Source organism: Flavobacterium luminosum, from assembly GCF_023635005.1.
In the GTDB taxonomy this organism is placed as follows: domain Bacteria; phylum Bacteroidota; class Bacteroidia; order Flavobacteriales; family Flavobacteriaceae; genus Flavobacterium; species Flavobacterium luminosum.
Genome location: NZ_JAMLJM010000001.1, coordinates 343362 through 360561 on the forward strand (window position 1 = coordinate 343362; position 17200 = coordinate 360561).

20 protein-coding genes are annotated in these 17200 nt (G+C 34.5%); 17 read left to right on the forward strand and 3 right to left on the reverse strand.

Going from position 1 to position 17200, the window contains the following annotated elements; translation table 11 throughout:
- The first annotated feature begins 88 nt into the window (after nucleotides 1-88).
- The 3 genes from NAT50_RS01565 (at nucleotide 89) to pruA (ending at nucleotide 3614) form a co-directional block, all read left to right on the forward strand.
- Nucleotides 89-1339, forward strand: coding sequence for a type IX secretion system plug protein (locus NAT50_RS01565; protein ID WP_250590801.1), 1251 nt, complete (start codon nucleotides 89-91; stop codon nucleotides 1337-1339).
- Between the two features lie 74 nt (nucleotides 1340-1413).
- Nucleotides 1414-1800, forward strand: a complete 387-nt coding sequence (apaG, locus tag NAT50_RS01570; RefSeq protein WP_250590803.1) for a Co2+/Mg2+ efflux protein ApaG — start codon at nucleotides 1414-1416, stop codon at nucleotides 1798-1800.
- Between the two features lie 188 nt (nucleotides 1801-1988).
- A complete protein-coding gene (pruA, locus tag NAT50_RS01575) occupies nucleotides 1989-3614 on the forward strand; it encodes an L-glutamate gamma-semialdehyde dehydrogenase (RefSeq protein ID WP_250590805.1) in 1626 nt (541 codons plus the stop codon).
- Nucleotides 3615-3666: 52 nt separating this feature from the next.
- On the opposite strand, the gene rsmG is transcribed toward pruA, so the two are convergent.
- Nucleotides 3667-4296, reverse strand: a complete 630-nt coding sequence (gene rsmG / locus NAT50_RS01580; protein WP_250590807.1) for a 16S rRNA (guanine(527)-N(7))-methyltransferase RsmG — start codon at nucleotides 4294-4296, stop codon at nucleotides 3667-3669.
- Between the two features lie 103 nt (nucleotides 4297-4399).
- On the opposite strand from rsmG, the gene NAT50_RS01585 reads away from it, so the two are divergent.
- The 11 genes from NAT50_RS01585 to NAT50_RS01635 all read left to right on the forward strand — a co-directional run bounded on the left by NAT50_RS01585 (nucleotide 4400) and on the right by NAT50_RS01635 (nucleotide 12426).
- Nucleotides 4400-5491 carry a fatty acid desaturase family protein gene (locus NAT50_RS01585; protein ID WP_250590809.1) on the forward strand — a complete coding sequence of 364 codons (1092 nt, stop codon included), beginning with the start codon at nucleotides 4400-4402 and terminating at the stop codon, nucleotides 5489-5491.
- Nucleotides 5492-5529: 38 nt separating this feature from the next.
- On the forward strand, nucleotides 5530-6714 hold the full coding sequence (locus NAT50_RS01590) for a pyridoxal phosphate-dependent aminotransferase (RefSeq protein ID WP_250590811.1): 1185 nt from the start codon (nucleotides 5530-5532) through the stop codon (nucleotides 6712-6714).
- A 353-nt stretch (nucleotides 6715-7067) separates the two neighbouring features.
- Complete coding sequence (locus NAT50_RS01595) at nucleotides 7068-7403, forward strand: DUF6370 family protein (protein WP_250590813.1); 336 nt, start codon at nucleotides 7068-7070, stop codon at nucleotides 7401-7403.
- Complete coding sequence (locus NAT50_RS01600) at nucleotides 7403-7984, forward strand: Crp/Fnr family transcriptional regulator (protein ID WP_250590815.1); 582 nt, start codon at nucleotides 7403-7405, stop codon at nucleotides 7982-7984. The genes NAT50_RS01595 and NAT50_RS01600 overlap by 1 nt, the downstream gene beginning before the upstream one ends.
- A gap of 85 nt (nucleotides 7985-8069) precedes the next feature.
- The gene (locus NAT50_RS01605) at nucleotides 8070-8783 is read left to right on the forward strand and encodes a pirin family protein (RefSeq protein ID WP_250590817.1); all 714 of its coding nucleotides are present in this window, start codon (nucleotides 8070-8072) and stop codon (nucleotides 8781-8783) included.
- 100 nt (nucleotides 8784-8883) lie between these two features.
- Entirely contained in the window at nucleotides 8884-9414 is a 531-nt protein-coding gene (locus NAT50_RS01610) for a YceI family protein (RefSeq protein WP_250590819.1), read from the forward strand.
- A gap of 220 nt (nucleotides 9415-9634) precedes the next feature.
- Nucleotides 9635-10504, forward strand: a complete 870-nt coding sequence (gene fabD, locus NAT50_RS01615) for an ACP S-malonyltransferase (RefSeq protein ID WP_250590821.1) — start codon at nucleotides 9635-9637, stop codon at nucleotides 10502-10504.
- A gap of 82 nt (nucleotides 10505-10586) precedes the next feature.
- Nucleotides 10587-11381 (forward strand): HipA family kinase, encoded by a 795-nt coding sequence (locus tag NAT50_RS01620; RefSeq protein WP_250590823.1) that lies wholly within the window; start codon nucleotides 10587-10589, stop codon nucleotides 11379-11381.
- Nucleotides 11359-11742, forward strand: a complete 384-nt coding sequence (locus NAT50_RS01625) for a DUF3037 domain-containing protein (protein ID WP_250590825.1) — start codon at nucleotides 11359-11361, stop codon at nucleotides 11740-11742. Before NAT50_RS01620 ends, NAT50_RS01625 begins: the two co-directional genes overlap by 23 nt.
- A gap of 91 nt (nucleotides 11743-11833) precedes the next feature.
- Nucleotides 11834-12085 (forward strand): hypothetical protein, encoded by a 252-nt coding sequence (locus NAT50_RS01630; protein WP_250590827.1) that lies wholly within the window; start codon nucleotides 11834-11836, stop codon nucleotides 12083-12085.
- Between the two features lie 140 nt (nucleotides 12086-12225).
- Entirely contained in the window at nucleotides 12226-12426 is a 201-nt protein-coding gene (locus NAT50_RS01635; protein WP_250590829.1) for a hypothetical protein, read from the forward strand.
- Between the two features lie 54 nt (nucleotides 12427-12480).
- On the opposite strand, the gene galE is transcribed toward NAT50_RS01635, so the two are convergent.
- Both galE and NAT50_RS01645 read right to left on the reverse strand, forming a co-directional pair.
- A complete protein-coding gene (gene galE / locus NAT50_RS01640) occupies nucleotides 12481-13497 on the reverse strand; it encodes a UDP-glucose 4-epimerase GalE (RefSeq protein ID WP_250590831.1) in 1017 nt (338 codons plus the stop codon).
- A 69-nt stretch (nucleotides 13498-13566) separates the two neighbouring features.
- Nucleotides 13567-14697 (reverse strand): DegT/DnrJ/EryC1/StrS family aminotransferase, encoded by a 1131-nt coding sequence (locus NAT50_RS01645; protein ID WP_250590833.1) that lies wholly within the window; start codon nucleotides 14695-14697, stop codon nucleotides 13567-13569.
- A 95-nt stretch (nucleotides 14698-14792) separates the two neighbouring features.
- On the opposite strand from NAT50_RS01645, the gene NAT50_RS01650 reads away from it, so the two are divergent.
- Genes NAT50_RS01650 through NAT50_RS01660 form a run of 3 tightly spaced genes read left to right on the forward strand, consistent with a single transcriptional unit; the run spans nucleotide 14793 to nucleotide 17147 of the window.
- On the forward strand, nucleotides 14793-16037 hold the full coding sequence (locus NAT50_RS01650) for a 3-deoxy-D-manno-octulosonic acid transferase (protein WP_250590835.1): 1245 nt from the start codon (nucleotides 14793-14795) through the stop codon (nucleotides 16035-16037).
- Nucleotides 16038-16045: 8 nt separating this feature from the next.
- Nucleotides 16046-16630 (forward strand): hypothetical protein, encoded by a 585-nt coding sequence (locus tag NAT50_RS01655; protein ID WP_250590837.1) that lies wholly within the window; start codon nucleotides 16046-16048, stop codon nucleotides 16628-16630.
- Between the two features lies 1 nt (nucleotide 16631).
- Complete coding sequence (locus NAT50_RS01660) at nucleotides 16632-17147, forward strand: hypothetical protein (protein WP_250590839.1); 516 nt, start codon at nucleotides 16632-16634, stop codon at nucleotides 17145-17147.
- Nucleotides 17148-17200 lie beyond the last annotated feature (53 nt).

Here is a 17200-nt window from a genome sequence, read left to right on the forward strand (position 1 = left end):
TTTTAAGAAATTTAACACGAAAATTTAAAAATGTTAGGTTTAGAGAAAAAACAACCTTTTTTAATTCCGTTTTTTTACACTCAATAAGATGATCTCAAAGAAATATATAGTGTTTTTTCTGTTCCTAATCCCTTTTTTAGTGAAGGGACAAGCTGTCGAAGAAACCGCTCCACCCTTTAATATCAAAACGGTGACTTTCACCCAAAACGGAACCAATGCATTTCCTTTTTTTAAATTAGGAGACTCCTTCCAATTGAGTTTTGATGATTTATATGGAAATGAGGAAGATTATTTTTTCTCCATCACTCATCACAATTACAATTGGGAACCCTCAGAATTATCTAAAGCCGAATACCTTTCGGGAACTGACAATCAAAGAGTTCAAGATTACGAGAATTCATTTAACACACTACAATTGTATTCTCATTACCGATTACAATTTCCAAACAATTTTTTCAGAATCATCAAAAGCGGCAATTACCTTGTTTCGGTATACAACGATAAAGGAGTAGTTTTTTCAAAGAAATTTATTATCTACGAGGATCTAACGGAAGTGCCGGTACAAATAAAACGTTCAAGAAATGTTTCTGATATTAAGGAAAAACAAAATGTAGATTTCGCAGTAAAATCGCAGCAGATTCTTTTCCAAAATCCCAACCAAAATGTTAAAGTAGTTTTATTTCAGAATGGAAAATGGAACAACCGTATTGCAGATATCAAACCACAGTATAACATTGGAAATGATCTGATTTATAAGTATAACAGCGAAACACAATTTTTTGCTGGAAATGAATACTTAAATTTTGACAACAAAGAAATTCGAGTACCTACCAATACCATTCTAAGAGTAGATGCCAGCAATGGTTTATATAGTGCTTATTTGTATACTGACTCTGCCAGAAAAAACAAAGGATATACATTTTTTCCAGACATTAATGGTGGATTTATAAATCGAAATCTGATTGCCCAAAATAGCCAAGTCGAAGCCGATTATGCATGGGTTTATTTTAGTCTTTTTGCTCCGGAATATCCTGCAAAAGCAAACATTTATGTTACCGGAATGTTCAACAATTATCTGTTAACGGACGATAATAAAATGGACTACAACAAAGAAAAAGGTGTTTTTGAAAAAGCTATCTTGATTAAACAAGGATTTAACAATTACTGCTACACTTTATTGGACAATCAAAATAAATTAGACGAGAAAAACGCCATCGACGGCAATTATTTTGAAACCGAAAACATTTATAATGTCTTGGTATATTACCGAGCCAATGGAGAACGTTACGATAGAGTTATTGGCAAAGGAGAAGCTTCTTCCGTTAATATTATCAATTAAAATTTAACAACTTTATAAAACTTTCGTCTTTATAATTTTTCTAACTTTGTAGAAAGATACAGCTATTTAAAAGTATGGTAACTCAAATTACACAAGGTATAAAAATTTCTGTCATGACAACTTTTGAAGGAACTTACTTCAAGAATCACGCCATGCATTTTGCCTTCAGTTATCATATCACTATTGAAAATCACAGTAAAGATTCAGTACAACTGATGGCACGTCACTGGGAAATTTTCGATGCTTTAAATGATCTTGAAACAGTAGATGGTGAAGGAGTAGTTGGTAAAAAACCTGTTTTAAAACCTGGTGAAATCTACACCTACAGTTCTGGTTGTTTACTAAGAGCCCCTTTTGGCACAATGCAAGGTTATTTTACTATGATCAATTTCACTTCAACTAAATCTTTCGAGGTGATTATCCCTCCTTTTAAATTAAGTGCTCCATTTGCATTAAATTAAAAATTTAGTTTAACAACACGCCGTCCACCTATATTTACAAAAGATTTTTCTGATTGTTTTTTGCCTCAAATTTGATTAAAATTTCGATTGAGAAAAGCTTTCTTTTTCACTCTAATCTTATAGAAAAAACTTCGTACTTTTGTAACTAACTTTTTAAAGCGTAGTCTAACTAATTAACAAAAATAAAGATGCTAAAAGGATTTTTTAATGTACCTAAAGCAGTTAATGAACCGGTGAAATCATATGCCCCGGGTTCTCCAGAAAGAGAAGCAGTAGCTGCAACTTATAAACAAATGTGGAATTCTCAAATTGAAGTTCCTCTATACATTGGTAACGAAGAAATTAAAACGGGTGATACAAAAAAAATGTCAGCACCACACGACCACCAACACGTGGTAGGTGTATATCACCAAGCGGATCAAAAATTAATTCAAAAAACCATTGACACAGCTTTAGAAGCTCGTAAAAAATGGGCTGCTCTTTCTTGGGAAAACAGAGCTGCAATCTTTTTGAAAGCTGCTGAATTGCTTGCTGGACCTTACAGAGCAAAAATCAACGCTGCTACCATGATCGCGCAATCGAAAACTATTCACCAAGCCGAAATAGATTCAGCATGTGAACTAATTGACTTCTTACGTTATAACGTAGAATTCATGACTCAGATTTATGCGGATCAACCGAAATCGGATTCTAGCATGTGGAACCGTGTAGAATATCGTCCGCTTGAAGGATTTGTGTATGCCATTACTCCTTTCAACTTTACCGCTATTTCAGGAAACTTACCTTCAAGTGCTGCACTTATGGGGAATGTTGTAATTTGGAAACCGGCAGCAACACAAGTATATTCTGCAAATGTAATCATGCAAGTGTTCAAAGAAGCTGGTCTACCGGATGGTGTTATCAACATGGTGATGGGAGATTCAGGTATGGTGACAGAAACTTTATTAGCTAGTCCTGATTTTGCTGGTGTTCACTTTACTGGATCTACAGGCGTATTTAATGATATTTGGGCAAAAATCGGAACCAATATCAGCAAGTACAAAACCTATCCTAGAATTGTAGGTGAAACAGGTGGAAAAGATTTTATCATCGCTCATCCTTCTGCTAATCCTTTTCAAGTTGCTACAGGTATTTCTCGTGGTGCCTTCGAATTCCAAGGACAAAAATGTAGTGCCGCTTCTCGTGTTTACGTACCGCAAAGTCTATGGCCAACTGTTAAATCTCAATTAGAGGCTGATTTAGCTTCAATGAAAATGGGATCTCCTGAAGACATGAGCAACTTTATCACTGCTGTGATTTCTGAAAGTTCTTTCGATAAATTGGCGCGTTACATAGATCAAGCAAAACAAGATGCTGATGCTGAAGTAATTATTGGTGGAAAATATGATAAATCGAAAGGGTATTTTATAGAGCCAACGGTTATTTTAACTACTAATCCAAAATACACCACTATGGAAACCGAATTATTTGGACCAGTGGTAACGGTTTATGTGTATGAAGATGCAAAATGGACCGAAACTTTACAATTAGTGGATTCTACTTCAGAATATGCTCTAACAGGTGCTGTTTTCAGTCAAGACCGTTATGCTATTGAAGAAGCTACTGTAGCGTTACAAAATGCAGCAGGAAATTTCTACATCAACGATAAGCCAACTGGCGCTGTAGTAGGAATGCAACCATTCGGAGGGGCAAGAGGATCTGGAACCAATGATAAAGCGGGTTCTGCTCAAAACTTATTGCGTTGGGCTTCAGTAAGAACTATCAAAGAAACGTTTGTAACTCCAACAGATTACAGATATCCATTCTTGGGATAAATTCTAACTCACAATAAACAAAAGAGGCTGTCTCATTTAGACAGCCTCTTTTTTATGGTTTAAATTTTAAAGGTAAATGAACTACCTTTTTAGTTTCAAAAAAATCAGGAGCAAAAAAATCTGCAATGTTGTATTCAGTTGCCTTAGGAAAATCTTTCAACTCTTCAGTTAAATCTCCTCCTTTAAGGTACAATATTCCATTTTTGAGTTCGTGCTTACTTTGTTTCTTTATTTTATCTTTTACCCATGACACAAAATCAGGCATGTTGGTCACCGCTCGGCTTACAATAAAATCGAAATCACCTTTTACATTTTCGGCTCTAATCTGCTCTGCTTTTACGTTTTTAAGTCCCAAAGCTTCGGCTACAGCTTGAACCACTTTTATTTTCTTAGCAATAACATCAATCAAATAAAATCGAGTTTCAGGAAAAAGAATAGCTAACGGTATTCCGGGGAAACCGCCTCCTGTCCCAACATCTAAAACAGTTGCTCCTGGTTTAAACGATTGAATTTTTGCGATGGCTAACGAATGTAAAACGTGCTTTACATACAATTCATCGATATCTTTTCGAGAAATTACATTGATTTTTGCATTCCAATCTTTGTATAAAACTTCCAATTTTTGAAATTGCGCTATTTGCACTTCGGATAAATCAGGAAAATACTGTAGTATTTCTTGCATAAACTATTTTTTTGCAAAATTACACATTTTACAGATTAAAATTTAGTTAATGATTACCAATTGAGTCTTTTAATAATTACATTTGTATTTTATTAAAATTCCCATGAATACAGGACCAACTTTTTCCAGAAATGATTCCATGAAGTTCTTTAGAACTTTAAATACCCGAGTTAACAATTACTTTAAAGAAAATAATATTGAAAAAACAGGTAATTGGAAATTACATGTAAAAACCATTATCATGTTTTCGATTTTCCTAACTCCTTACTTTTTCCTTATTGCAATGGATATGCCGTTTTGGGTGTATTTATTATTGAATATTGTGATTGGTATAGGAATGGCAGGTGTCGGAATGAATGTGATGCACGATGGGAACCATGGCGCTTATTCTTCTAAATCTTGGGTGAACAAACTAATGGGTGGAAGCATGTATATTTTAGCCGGTAATGTATACAACTGGCAAGTACAACACAATGTATTGCACCACACGTATACCAACATATTAGGCCATGATGAAGATTTGGAAGCTGGAAGAATTTTAAGATTCAGTAAACAAGCAAAATGGTATTCTTTTCACAAGTTTCAACATTATTATTCTATCTTTTTGTATGGCTTATTGACCTTTAATTGGGCTCTTACAACAGATTTTATACAAATGAAACGTTACCTGAAAAGAAATTTATCTTACGGTGAATTTAAAAGTCCAGTTATTCGTTGGACGACTTTAATCATCACTAAAATCATCTATTTCTCTATATGGTTAGTAATCCCTATGATCATGGGAATCACATGGTGGAAAGTAATTTTAGGATTCATTGTAATGCATTACACTGCCGGATTAATCCTTAGTGTTGTTTTCCAATTAGCACATGTGGTAACCGAAACCATTAATCCTATTCCTAATGAAGAAGGAGAAATAGAAAACACTTGGGCCATTCACCAATTGTACACCACAGCTAATTTTGCACCTAAAAACTGGTTAGTGAATTTCTACACAGGAGGTTTAAACCATCAAATTGAGCACCATATTTTCCCGAATATCAGTCACATTCATTATTCAAAAATTGGTGAAATTGTAAAACAAACCGCTAAAGAATGTAATCTGCCATACTACGAGTTTGAAACCACTAGAGCAGCAATTCTTTCTCATTTTTCACATCTTAAAAATTTAGGAAAACAACCTCAACTAACATAATTTTTAAGAGAACAACACACATATTAAATAACAACATCATGAATTTTCTTTCAGACAGAATCAACAATTTATCCACCTCCCAAACGCTAGCAATGGCAGCTAAAGCCAGAGAATTAAAAGCTCAAGGTAAAGATATAATCAGTTTAAGTTTAGGAGAACCCGATTTCAACACCCCTGATTTTATTAAAGAAGCTGCAAAAAAAGCGATCGACGAAAATTACAGCACTTACACGCCAGTAGACGGATATGTAGAACTGAAAGAAGCCATTTGTAAAAAATTCAAACGTGATAATAATTTAGAGTACACGCCTGCTAATATTGTAGTTTCTACAGGAGCCAAGCAATCTCTATACAACATTGCTCAAGTAATGATCAATCCAGGAGACGAAGTGATTCTTCCGGCGCCATATTGGGTGAGTTATTACGAAATCATCAAACTTTCAGGAGGAATTCCTATTGAAGTTCCTACTTCAGTAGAAAGTGATTTTAAAATGACTCCTGAACAACTAGAAGCAGCAATCACACCTAAAACAAAGATGATGTGGTTCAGTTCCCCTTGTAATCCTTCAGGATCAGTTTACAACCAAGAAGAGCTAACCGCTTTAGCGAAGGTTTTGGAAAAATATCCAAACATTTTTATTGTTTCTGATGAAATCTACGAACACATCAACTTTTCAGGAACCTTCTGCAGCATCGCGTCTATACCAGGCATGTTCGACAGAACTATTACTGTTAACGGTGTAGCCAAAGCATTTGCCATGACCGGTTGGCGAATTGGTTATATTGGCGCTCCTGAATTTATTGCTAAAGCTTGTACAAAAATGCAAGGACAAGTAACGAGCGGAGCTAACTCGATTGCACAACGTGCTACAATTGCTGCTGTTGAAGCTGATCCGAGTGTATTGAACAATATGGTCTCTGCTTTTAAAAACAGAAGAGATTTAGTAATTAGTCTAATGAAAGATATCCCTGGAATTAAATTAAATGTTCCTGAAGGTGCGTTTTATGTATTCCCAGATGTTTCTTATTATTTTGGTAAAACATTAAAAGGAACTACTATCAATAATGCCGAAGATTTCTCCATGTATCTTTTAGCCGAAGCTAATGTAGCAACCGTAACCGGAGATGCATTTGGAAACCCTAATTGCCTTCGCCTATCCTATGCGGCTAGCGAAGAACAACTAACGGAAGCTATTCGAAGAATCAAAGTTGCGTTAACATAATCTACCATAGGCCTCGAGTTCTCTTGAGGCTTTTTTTTATTTTCAACCGGACAACACTTTTAAAATTTGGATGTAGAGTTTTTCTATCATCACAAATAAGCTTGTCTTGCTGGTTACGACAAAAACTTCATCAAAAACCAACAACCATAAGGGAAAAAGTATTACTTTTAGTTACTATAAATTCATTGCAATGAAAAGGATTTTACTTATTTTAGTCTCAGGAATATTTTTAATTTCTTGCGGTCCAAAAAGATTAAGATGCGGCCCCAATAGAAAATGTGAACTTCAAAAAGTAAGACATAATAATACCGTAGACAACTTTTCAAAAACACTTTACTCTTAAATCAGTCCTTATGAAAAATACAATTGGTCTTTTCTTCATTCTTTTTTCCCTCCCTTTATTCGCCCAAGAAAAAGAAACAAACACCAAAACACAGGTCGTAGACGCTTCTTGCGGACAATGTCAATTTAAAATGGAAGGCCATGGATGCGATTTAGCGGTTAAAATAGACGGCAATGTTTATTTTGTTGATGGCACCAACATAGATGCTCATGGAGATGCACATGCCGAAGATGGATTTTGCACAACCGTAAGAAAAGCCGAAGTAACAGGTGAAATTGTTGAAGGTCGTTTTAAAGCAACAACTTTCAAATTAATTGAAAACAAAAACAAACCTAAAAAGAACTAGTGAATTTATTACTTGAAAATATAGCCAAACACGTTTCCCTTACAAAAGAAGAACAAGAACGTGTTTTATCTCTAGTAACTCTTGAGCATTTTAAGTCTAAAAAGATTTTACTGCAAGAAGGTGATATTTGTACACATTCTTTTTTCGTCATTAAAGGAATCCTTCGAAGTTATACTATCGATGAGAACGGAGTAGAACACGTAGTAAGTTTTGCTTGTCCCGGCTGGTGGATTGCTGATATGTACAGTTATTTATCTCAACGTCCTGGACAATTATATATCGAAGTAAATGAAGATGCCGATGTCGTTTTACTTTCGAAAGAAAATCAGGAAAAGCTATACAAAGAAGTCCCTAAACTAGAGCGTTTTTTCAGAATTTTAATCGAAAATTCATTGGTGGCTAACCAACAGCGACTGATTGACAATATGAGTTTCACTGCGGAAGCACGCTATGATAAATTCACAAAAAAGTATAAAGATTTAATCCATTGCCTACCACAAAAACAGATTGCTTCATACATTGGAGTTACTCCAGAGTTTTTTAGCAAAATGAAAGCCCGTTTGCTAAAAAAACAATCCTAGGTTTCTTTTATTTCTTAATCCAGATTAAGCAGTTCTGCTAAGTTGTAGTTGTAAATTTGTAATATAAATTTAAAACAACTACATCATGGCAAATACAGTCTTACATAAAGCACACACCAGAGGTCATGCTAATCATGGCTGGTTAGACGCGCACCACACTTTTAGCTTTGCTAGCTATTTTGATCCTAACAGAATACAATTTGGAGTCTTACGTGTTCTAAACGACGATATCATTGCGCCAGGAATGGGTTTTGGAACTCATCCACATGACAATATGGAAATTATTACTATTCCTCTTGAAGGAGATTTGGCTCACAAAGATAGCATGGGCAACACCGAAACCATCAAACACGGTGATGTACAAGTTATGAGTGCAGGTACTGGAATTTTACACAGCGAATTTAATCCTAACCAAGACAAAAGAACTAACCTTTTACAAATTTGGTTATTCCCAAATCAAAGAAATGTTTCGCCTCGATACGATCAGATTACACTTAATGTAAGTGAGAGACACAATCGATTACAACAAATCCTTTCTCCAGATTCAAAAGACGAAGGAACTTGGATCCATCAAGACGCTTGGTTTCATATGGGGAATTTGGATGCTGGTTTTTCGACCCCTTATCAATTCAAAAAAGAAGGAAATGGTTTATATGTTTTTGTAATCAAAGGGGACGTAAAAATCGACGATCATGAACTTAACATGAGAGACGGTTTGGGTATCTGGAATACCAATCAAGTTTCCATTACTGCAAGTAGTGATGCTGAAGTTTTACTCATGGAAATCCCAATGAATTAACAACCACTTTTAATTTCTTAATCTAGATTAAGAGCGTCAGATACAAGGCTACAATATCTTTGTCTCATCAAAATAAAATAAAATTTTAAAAATAATAATTATGGCAACAACTAAATGGGTAATCGACCCAACACACTCAGAAATAGGATTCAAAGTAAAACACATGATGTTTACAAACGTTTCAGGTAAATTTGACACTTACGAAGCATCTGTTACTACTGAAGATGATACTTTCACCAACGCTAACATCGAATTCTCTGCAGACATCAATTCTATAGATACTAGAAATGCTGATCGTGACGGACACCTAAAAAGTGCTGATTTTTTTGATGCTGAAAACTACCCTAAATTGACTTTCAAAGCTTCTTCACTGAGCAAAGTTGAAGATGGAAATTACGAAATTGCAGGTGATTTAACGATCAAAGGCGTAACAAAATTCGTAAAACTTCCTGCAGAATTCAGTGGTTTAATGACTGATCCTTGGGGTAACACTAAAGCAGGTTTAAATATCTACGGAAAAATCAACCGCAAAGACTGGGGACTTAACTGGAACTCTGCGTTAGAAACTGGTGGTGTTTTAGTAGGTGAAGAAGTAAAATTAGAAATCGAATTACAGCTTTTAAAACAATAAATCCCCCAATAATAGTTTAAGTTTAGTTTAGTTTATTTCACGAATAACCCTGTATTTTCTTTGTAAAGATACAGGGTTATCTATTTGAGAGAAACCCTAAAAAAGCCCATCTAAAAAGACAACACAACATTAAAAAACACAAGAATTGAGCACCAGAAAACTACACATAACTTGCTCTAAAAAAATTACTATTTTTGTACACTAAACTAAATCAAATAAAATGAAAGCATACGTTTTCCCTGGACAAGGTGCACAATTCACCGGAATGGGTAAAGATTTATACGAAAGTTCAGCTATAGCCAAAGAACTTTTCGAAAAAGCCAATGAGATTTTAGGCTTCCGCATTACCAATATTATGTTTGAAGGAACTGCAGAACAGTTAAAAGAAACAAAAGTTACTCAACCAGCTGTTTTTCTTCACTCAGTAATCTTAGCCAAAGTTCTAGATATAAAACCTGATATGGTAGCCGGTCATTCATTAGGAGAATTTTCTGCTTTAGTAGCTAACGGAGCCTTATCTTTTGAAGACGGTTTAAAACTAGTTTCACAACGTGCTTTGGCAATGCAAAAGGCTTGCGAAATTACACCTTCTACTATGGCTGCCGTTTTAAATTTAGACGATAAAATCGTAGAAGACATTTGTGCTTCCATTGATGGTGTAGTAGTGGCTGCAAATTACAACTGCCCTGGACAATTGGTAATTTCTGGAGAATTGAAAGCGGTTGAAGAAGCTTGTGAAAAAATGAAAGAGGCCGGTGCGAAACGTGCTTTAATTCTGCCTGTAGGAGGCGCTTTTCACTCTCCTATGATGGAACCTGCTAGAGAAGAATTAGCCGCTGCCATTGAAGCCACTACATTTTCTCAACCAACTTGTCCGGTATACCAAAATGTAACAGCAGCTGCAGTTTCTGATCCTACTGAAATCAAAAAAAATCTAATTGCACAATTAACTGGTGCTGTTAGATGGACACAATCTGTTAACCAAATGATTGCTGATGGCGCTACAAGTTTCACAGAAGTTGGCCCAGGAAAAGTACTCGTTGGCTTAGTAAACAAAATCAATAAAGAAGTAGAAACTATTTCTGCATAAATTGAAACAATAACCATAGAAACTCCAAGTCCCCTCTCTTGGAGTTTTTTTTATAATATCTTTGCCATAGAAGAATTCTATCATGATGAATCCAGAAAGTTTACGAACCGTTAGCGTTATGCGTTACATCCTACCTTTGCGCGAAGGAGGATCCTTACCGGCTCTCGCTGAAGCAGACGACGATTTTAAATATGTCCTGAAATTCCGAGGTGCAGGGCACGGAGTGAAAGCGCTGATTGCCGAATTATTAGGTGGCGAAATTGCCCGATTTCTAGGCTTACCAGTACCCGAATTAGTATTTGCCACTCTAGACGAAGCATTTGGTAGAACCGAAGCTGATGAAGAAATTCAAGATCTATTACAATTCAGTCAAGGATTAAATCTGGGATTACATTACCTTTCAGGCGCTATAACTTACGACGCTGCTGTTAATGATTGCGAAGCTACACTTGCTTCCAAAATTGTTTGGCTGGATGCTTTTATTACCAATGTAGACAGAACATTTCGCAACACCAATCTATTAGTTTGGCACAAAGAACTTTGGTTAATCGATCATGGTGCAGCTTTTTATTTTCACCACTCATGGAATAATTGGGAAAATAGCGCTAAAACTCCTTTTGCTTTAATTAAAGACCATGTACTATTGGCAAAAGCCTCAAAACTGGATGAAGTACATTCCGAATTTACTCAAAAGTTAAATCCGGATGTTTTAAGAAAAATCGTCAACTTAATTCCCGAAGAATGGCTGCAATGGGAAGATGGAAGTTTGAAACCAGATGAAATTAAAGAGGTTTATTTTCAATTTTTATCTACTAGATTAACAAACGCTGAATTATTTTTAAAACAAGCTCAAGATGCACGAAAAACACTTATATGAATATGCCGTGATTCGTGTGGTACCTAGAGTAGAACGCGAAGAATTCATCAACGTTGGCCTGATTCTGTTTTGTAAACGAAAAAAATATTTACGAATTGCACATGAATTACCTACAGCAAAAATACAATTGCTTTGTCCTGACTTCGATGTGGAACAATTAGAAATAAACCTTGAATCTTTTACTAAAATAAGCTCAGGAAAAAAAGAAGGTGGTCCCATTGCCGAATTTGAAATAGCCGAACGCTTCAGATGGCTTACCGCAGTTCGAAGCTCTAGTATTCAAACCTCAAGACCACACCCTGGTTTTAGTGATAATTTAGATGAAACTTTTGAAAAATTGTATTCGGAGCTAGTTTTGTAGAAAAGATTTGCATATTTTTTTCAATACGCCTCCTTTTTTCAAAAAAAACTCATAAATTTAAAATTCACATTCATTTAAAAACCAAAAAACCATGAAAAAAACAATTTTAAGTTTGACTTTTATCACTTTGTTACTGACTTCTTGCAAAGAAAAGACACAAGAAGTAGCTGCCGAAGCCGCCAATGCTGTTGCTTCCGAATTAAAAGAAGCTGTCGATTCTACTGCCTCTAAAGCAGAGGAAGCTATAGATTCAGCTACTAGTAAAGCGGCTAATGCGGTAGAAGCTAGTGCTGCTAAGCTAGAAGAGGCTGCAAAAAAAGCAAAGGAAGAGGCAAAAAAATAATTTATTATCTCAAATAATCACACAAAATTTAACATCACGCGCTTTTTTCTTACTTATTTCAACAAAAAATTTTTTTGTGAAATATATTTTCATATTTTTGCGCGGAAATTCAATATTATTAATTCTAAAAACACAAGAAAATGAAAAACGCAATTTTAGGCTTAGCTTTCGTAGCTGCTTTAATGACATCTTGCAAAAACAATGAAGCTGCTGCAACTGAAGAAACTGCTGTTGACACTGCTGCTGTTGCTGTAGATTCTGCTGCTACTGCTGTTGATACTGCTGCTACTGCTGTTGACACTGCTGCTGCTGCTCCAGCTACTGAAGAAGTTAAAAAATAATTTTTAACAGATCTTACAATAAAAAAACCGGGCTTAGCTCGGTTTTTTTAGTTTTTATTTATTTCTAATTTTTTGTTCCCATTTCCAGGCGCTTAACAACGCTTCTTCTAAAGAGGAATTGGCTTTCCACCCCAAAACAGAATTCGCTTTATCTGTATTCGCATAAGCTTCCACCACATCTCCTTCACGACGCCCCACAATGTGATATGGTAATTTTTGACCGGTTACCTTTTCAAACGCAGCAATCACCTCTAAAACAGAGCTTCCTTTTCCGGTACCTATATTGAAAGTTTCTACTTTTTCGATATTCTTTCCTTCTATGAGTCTTTTTAAAGCCACAACATGCGCTTTAGCCAAATCTACCACATGAATATAATCTCGAATAGCTGTACCATCTGCCGTAGGATAATCATCTCCAAAAACCATCAATTCTTTTCTCAATCCTATAGCCGTTTGAGTAATAAACGGAACTAGATTCTGAGGTACTCCCAAAGGCAATTCACCAATCTCCGCAGAAGGATGTGCTCCAATAGGATTGAAATAACGCAACAAAACAGCATTAATCGATGAAACCTTAGCCACATCATTAATAATCTCTTCTCCTATTTGTTTTGTATTTCCATAAGGAGACATAGCACTTTGCACCGGAGCATCTTCGGTAATTGGCATTGTAGATGCTTGACCATACACCGTACAAGACGAACTAAATATAAAATGAGCTTCTGTTTTTTGCTGTAACTCCTGAAGTAGGTAAACCAAAGCACTAATATTGTTTTCGTAATACAACAAAGGATTTTCAACGCTTTCTCCCACTGCCTTACTGGCCGCAAAATGGATCACACCCGATATATCTTGATGGCGTTTGAAAAAATCTTGTACTGCTTTTTTATCTCTCAAGTCTAGTTTTTCGAAAGCAGGAGTTTTTTTCGTAATGTTTGAAATTCCATCCAATACCTCTAAAGACGCATTAGAGAGATTATCTACAATCACCACTTCAAAACCTTCCTTCTGCAATTCAACAACAGTATGAGAACCTATAAAACCTAATCCTCCTGTAACTAATATTTTCATTTTTTTTGAATTTTCTAAAAAGAAAAAAGAGCATAAAACTAATCTTATGCTCTAATTTATTTCTTATTATTATTTTAAGAATTCCAGAATAGTATCCGTAATAAACTTAATCTGTTCGTCATCTAATTCAGTATGCATTGGCAAAGCTATTACTTCGGTAACCAATTGATTCGTTACTGGGAAATCTTCTTCTTTATAACGAGTATCAGCATACGCTTTTTGACTATGAAGCGGTATTGGATAATAAATAGCACATGGAATTCCTTTAACCTGTAAGTGTTCTAACAAAGCATCTCGTTTTCCATTTAAAACTCGAATTACATACTGATGAAACACATGACAATCACAGGCGTCACATATGGTCGGTACCCATAATTTTGGATTAACACCTAATGCCTCAGAATATTTCATTGCAGCTTTTTGACGCGCTTTATTATATTCATCCAAATGAGGTAATTTCGCCTTCAAAACACCTGCCTGAATACTATCTAGTCGGGAATTCACACCTACCACATCATGATGATAACGAACATACATACCGTGATTTACAATACCGCGAATAATATGCGCTAATTCATCATCGTTTGTAAAAATAGCCCCTCCATCTCCATAGCAACCTAAGTTTTTAGAAGGAAAAAATGAAGTTGCTCCAACATGCCCAATAGTTCCTACTTTTTTCTTAGAACCATCTTTTGAAGTATAGTCGGCTCCTATAGCCTGTGCATTATCTTCAATAACATATAAATTATGCTCACGTGCAATTTCCATTATGGCATCCATGTTGGCCGCACGACCAAACAAATGCACCGGTACAATAGCTTTAGTTTTTGGAGTTATCGCTTTTTTGATAGCTTCAATAGAAATGTTCATATTATTCATATCAACATCAACCAAAACCGGAGTCAACTGCAATAACGCAATCACTTCAACAGTAGCAGCAAAAGTAAAATCAGCCGTAATTACCTCATCACCAGGTTTCAAACCTAACCCCATCATTGCTATCTGCAAGGCATCGGTACCATTGGCACAAGGTATAACATGCTTAACATCTAAATATTTCTCTAAATCGGCCTGAAACTGATGTACTAAAGGTCCGTTAATATAAGTCGTAGTATCTAAAACTTCCTGAATCGAAGCATTCACTTCGTCTTTAATTTTATCATATTGACTTTTTAGGTCAACCATTTGTAGTTTTCTCATCACGAAAAATTTATTCAAGCAAAACTACTAATTTAATGACTTATTTCCATGAGTTTTCTAAAACTAATGTATTTTAGCATCACAAAATTGTGCCTATGTTTTTTTTATACAACTTAGTGGCTTACTTTGCCGAATTATTATTACACCTTTTTGCACTTTTTAGTCCAAAAATCAAACTCTTTGTCGAAGGTCGCAAAGACGTATTCAAGATTCTGGGCAACAAAATAACACCTTCGGACAAAACCATCTGGTTTCATGCAGCTTCCCTTGGCGAATATGAACAGGGCTTACCCATTATGGAGCAAGTAAAAACTAAATTTCCTAATCATAAAATGGTGCTTACTTTTTTTTCCCCATCAGGTTATGAAATTCGAAAAAATAATGCCGTAGCAGATGTCACGATTTATCTTCCATTAGACACGCCAAAAAACGCAAAACGCTTTCTAAAACTGGTGAAGCCTGAAATGGTTTTTTTTATAAAATACGAATATTGGCCTAACTATCTAAAAGAGCTCCAGAAAAAAAATGTCAAAACTTTTTTGATTTCGGGGATTTTTAGAAAAAATCAAGCTTTTTTTAAATGGTATGGAGGTTTTTATCGAAATGCCTTAAAAACTTTTCATCATTTTTTTGTTCAGAATCATACCTCTAAAGAATTGGTACAAAGCATTGGTTTTAATAATGTAACCGTTGCCGGAGATACCCGTTTTGATCGCGTAGCAACTATTTTAGAAAAAGACAACCGTTTAGATTTCATCGAAAGTTTTTGTGATAATTCAACTCCGGATTCTAAAAAAACTACAATAGTCATTGGTAGTTCATGGCCTAAAGACGAAGAATTATTAATTGACTACATTAACAAAACCACACACAACCTAAAATTCATTATTGCACCACACAACATTAAATCGGAACAAATTGAGAAGCTAAAAACAGCTATCACAAAAAAAACAGTGCTTTTTTCTGAAATGGCAGGAAAACCACTTTCCGAGTATGATATTTTCATTATTGATACGATTGGAATTTTAACCAAAATATACAGCTATGCTGATATTGCTTATGTAGGAGGTGGTTTTGGTCACCCCGGCGTTCATAATATTTTAGAACCGGCTACTTTTGGAGTACCCATAGTTATTGGTCCGAATTATAGTCATTTTGCTGAAGCTACTGCCTTAGTTCATCAAGAAGGATGTATTTCCATTAAGGATCAAAAAGAAATGAACCAAGCACTAGATTTATTAGTTCAGAATCTTGATGAACGTCATGAAAAAGGGCATATTTGCAGCACGTTTGTACAGATGAACAAAGGAGCTACAGAGAAAATTTTAAATTTAATTTAGAGAAGAAAATGAAAAGAATATTAATGTATTTCTTTCTTCTTTCTAGTGTTAATTTATTTTCACAAAACAATAATGCATTAAAACTATTTGAAATTAACAATGGAAACTCAGAATTACTAAGAAATGTGACAATTAAAAAAGACGAACTCTTAATAACAATATATTACATTCACGGCTTTATTAGTTTGACTGAACTTCATCATTACATAATAAATTCTCAAAACAATGTTGAAAAATATATTGAAAAACAATCTAGAGACAAAAAGCTCGTCTCATTCGAGCAAATAAAAATGACACTTAATGAAAAAAAGCTTTTTTTAAAAAAATCAAACAATCTTTTAAAGAGCAAATTCATAACATACCATCCCAAAGAATTCTACTACGAAAATCCAAACAACAAATTCCGTTGTGATGGAAACTCAGATATGCCAACCAAAGGAATTATTATATCAAACCTAGATAATTTATCTAATTACAAATCATACGACGGTTATCAAAAACTTCAATTTTGTGATTTGATACGCAAAGAAAATCTCAAAGAGTTCTTGGACATTTATAAATTATTTGAGTTTAAAACTCACAATTTTAATTAAAATGAAACTTTATTTTACTCTTCTATTTTTATTTTCAAATTTCACTATCTTCTCACAAATTAAAGAAAATCAATCTTTTTTTGATGATATTTTAAGTGATAAAATTTATTATATAAATAAAAATTCTTCACTAAAAAATCAACTTTTAGATCAAATAATCAAAATGATTGATGATAAAACTATCCATTCCGTAGACATGTTTATTGAAGATAAAATTGAATTAACAGAACAAGAAATTGAATATTTAAAAAATGAGTTTAAAAAAATTTCTAATTTAAAATCAAAGAAATATATAAAACCTAATTCAAAAATAGAATTATTTTCCATTATAAAACCTTCAAAAGAAAATTACATAAGTTTCTTTTCATATCCGGTTTTTTTTAGAGAAAATTCAATCTGTATTATTTACAAATCAAGCTACAAAGGACCAGAAAATTCAGGTGGAGGCTGGAAACTATATAGAAAAGAAAATGGAAAATGGAAATTTTGGTTTAGTATCACTTCATATATCAGCTAATTTCTTAACAAAACCTTAAATAAAAAATCAATTTTTATAAAAATTGTACCTTG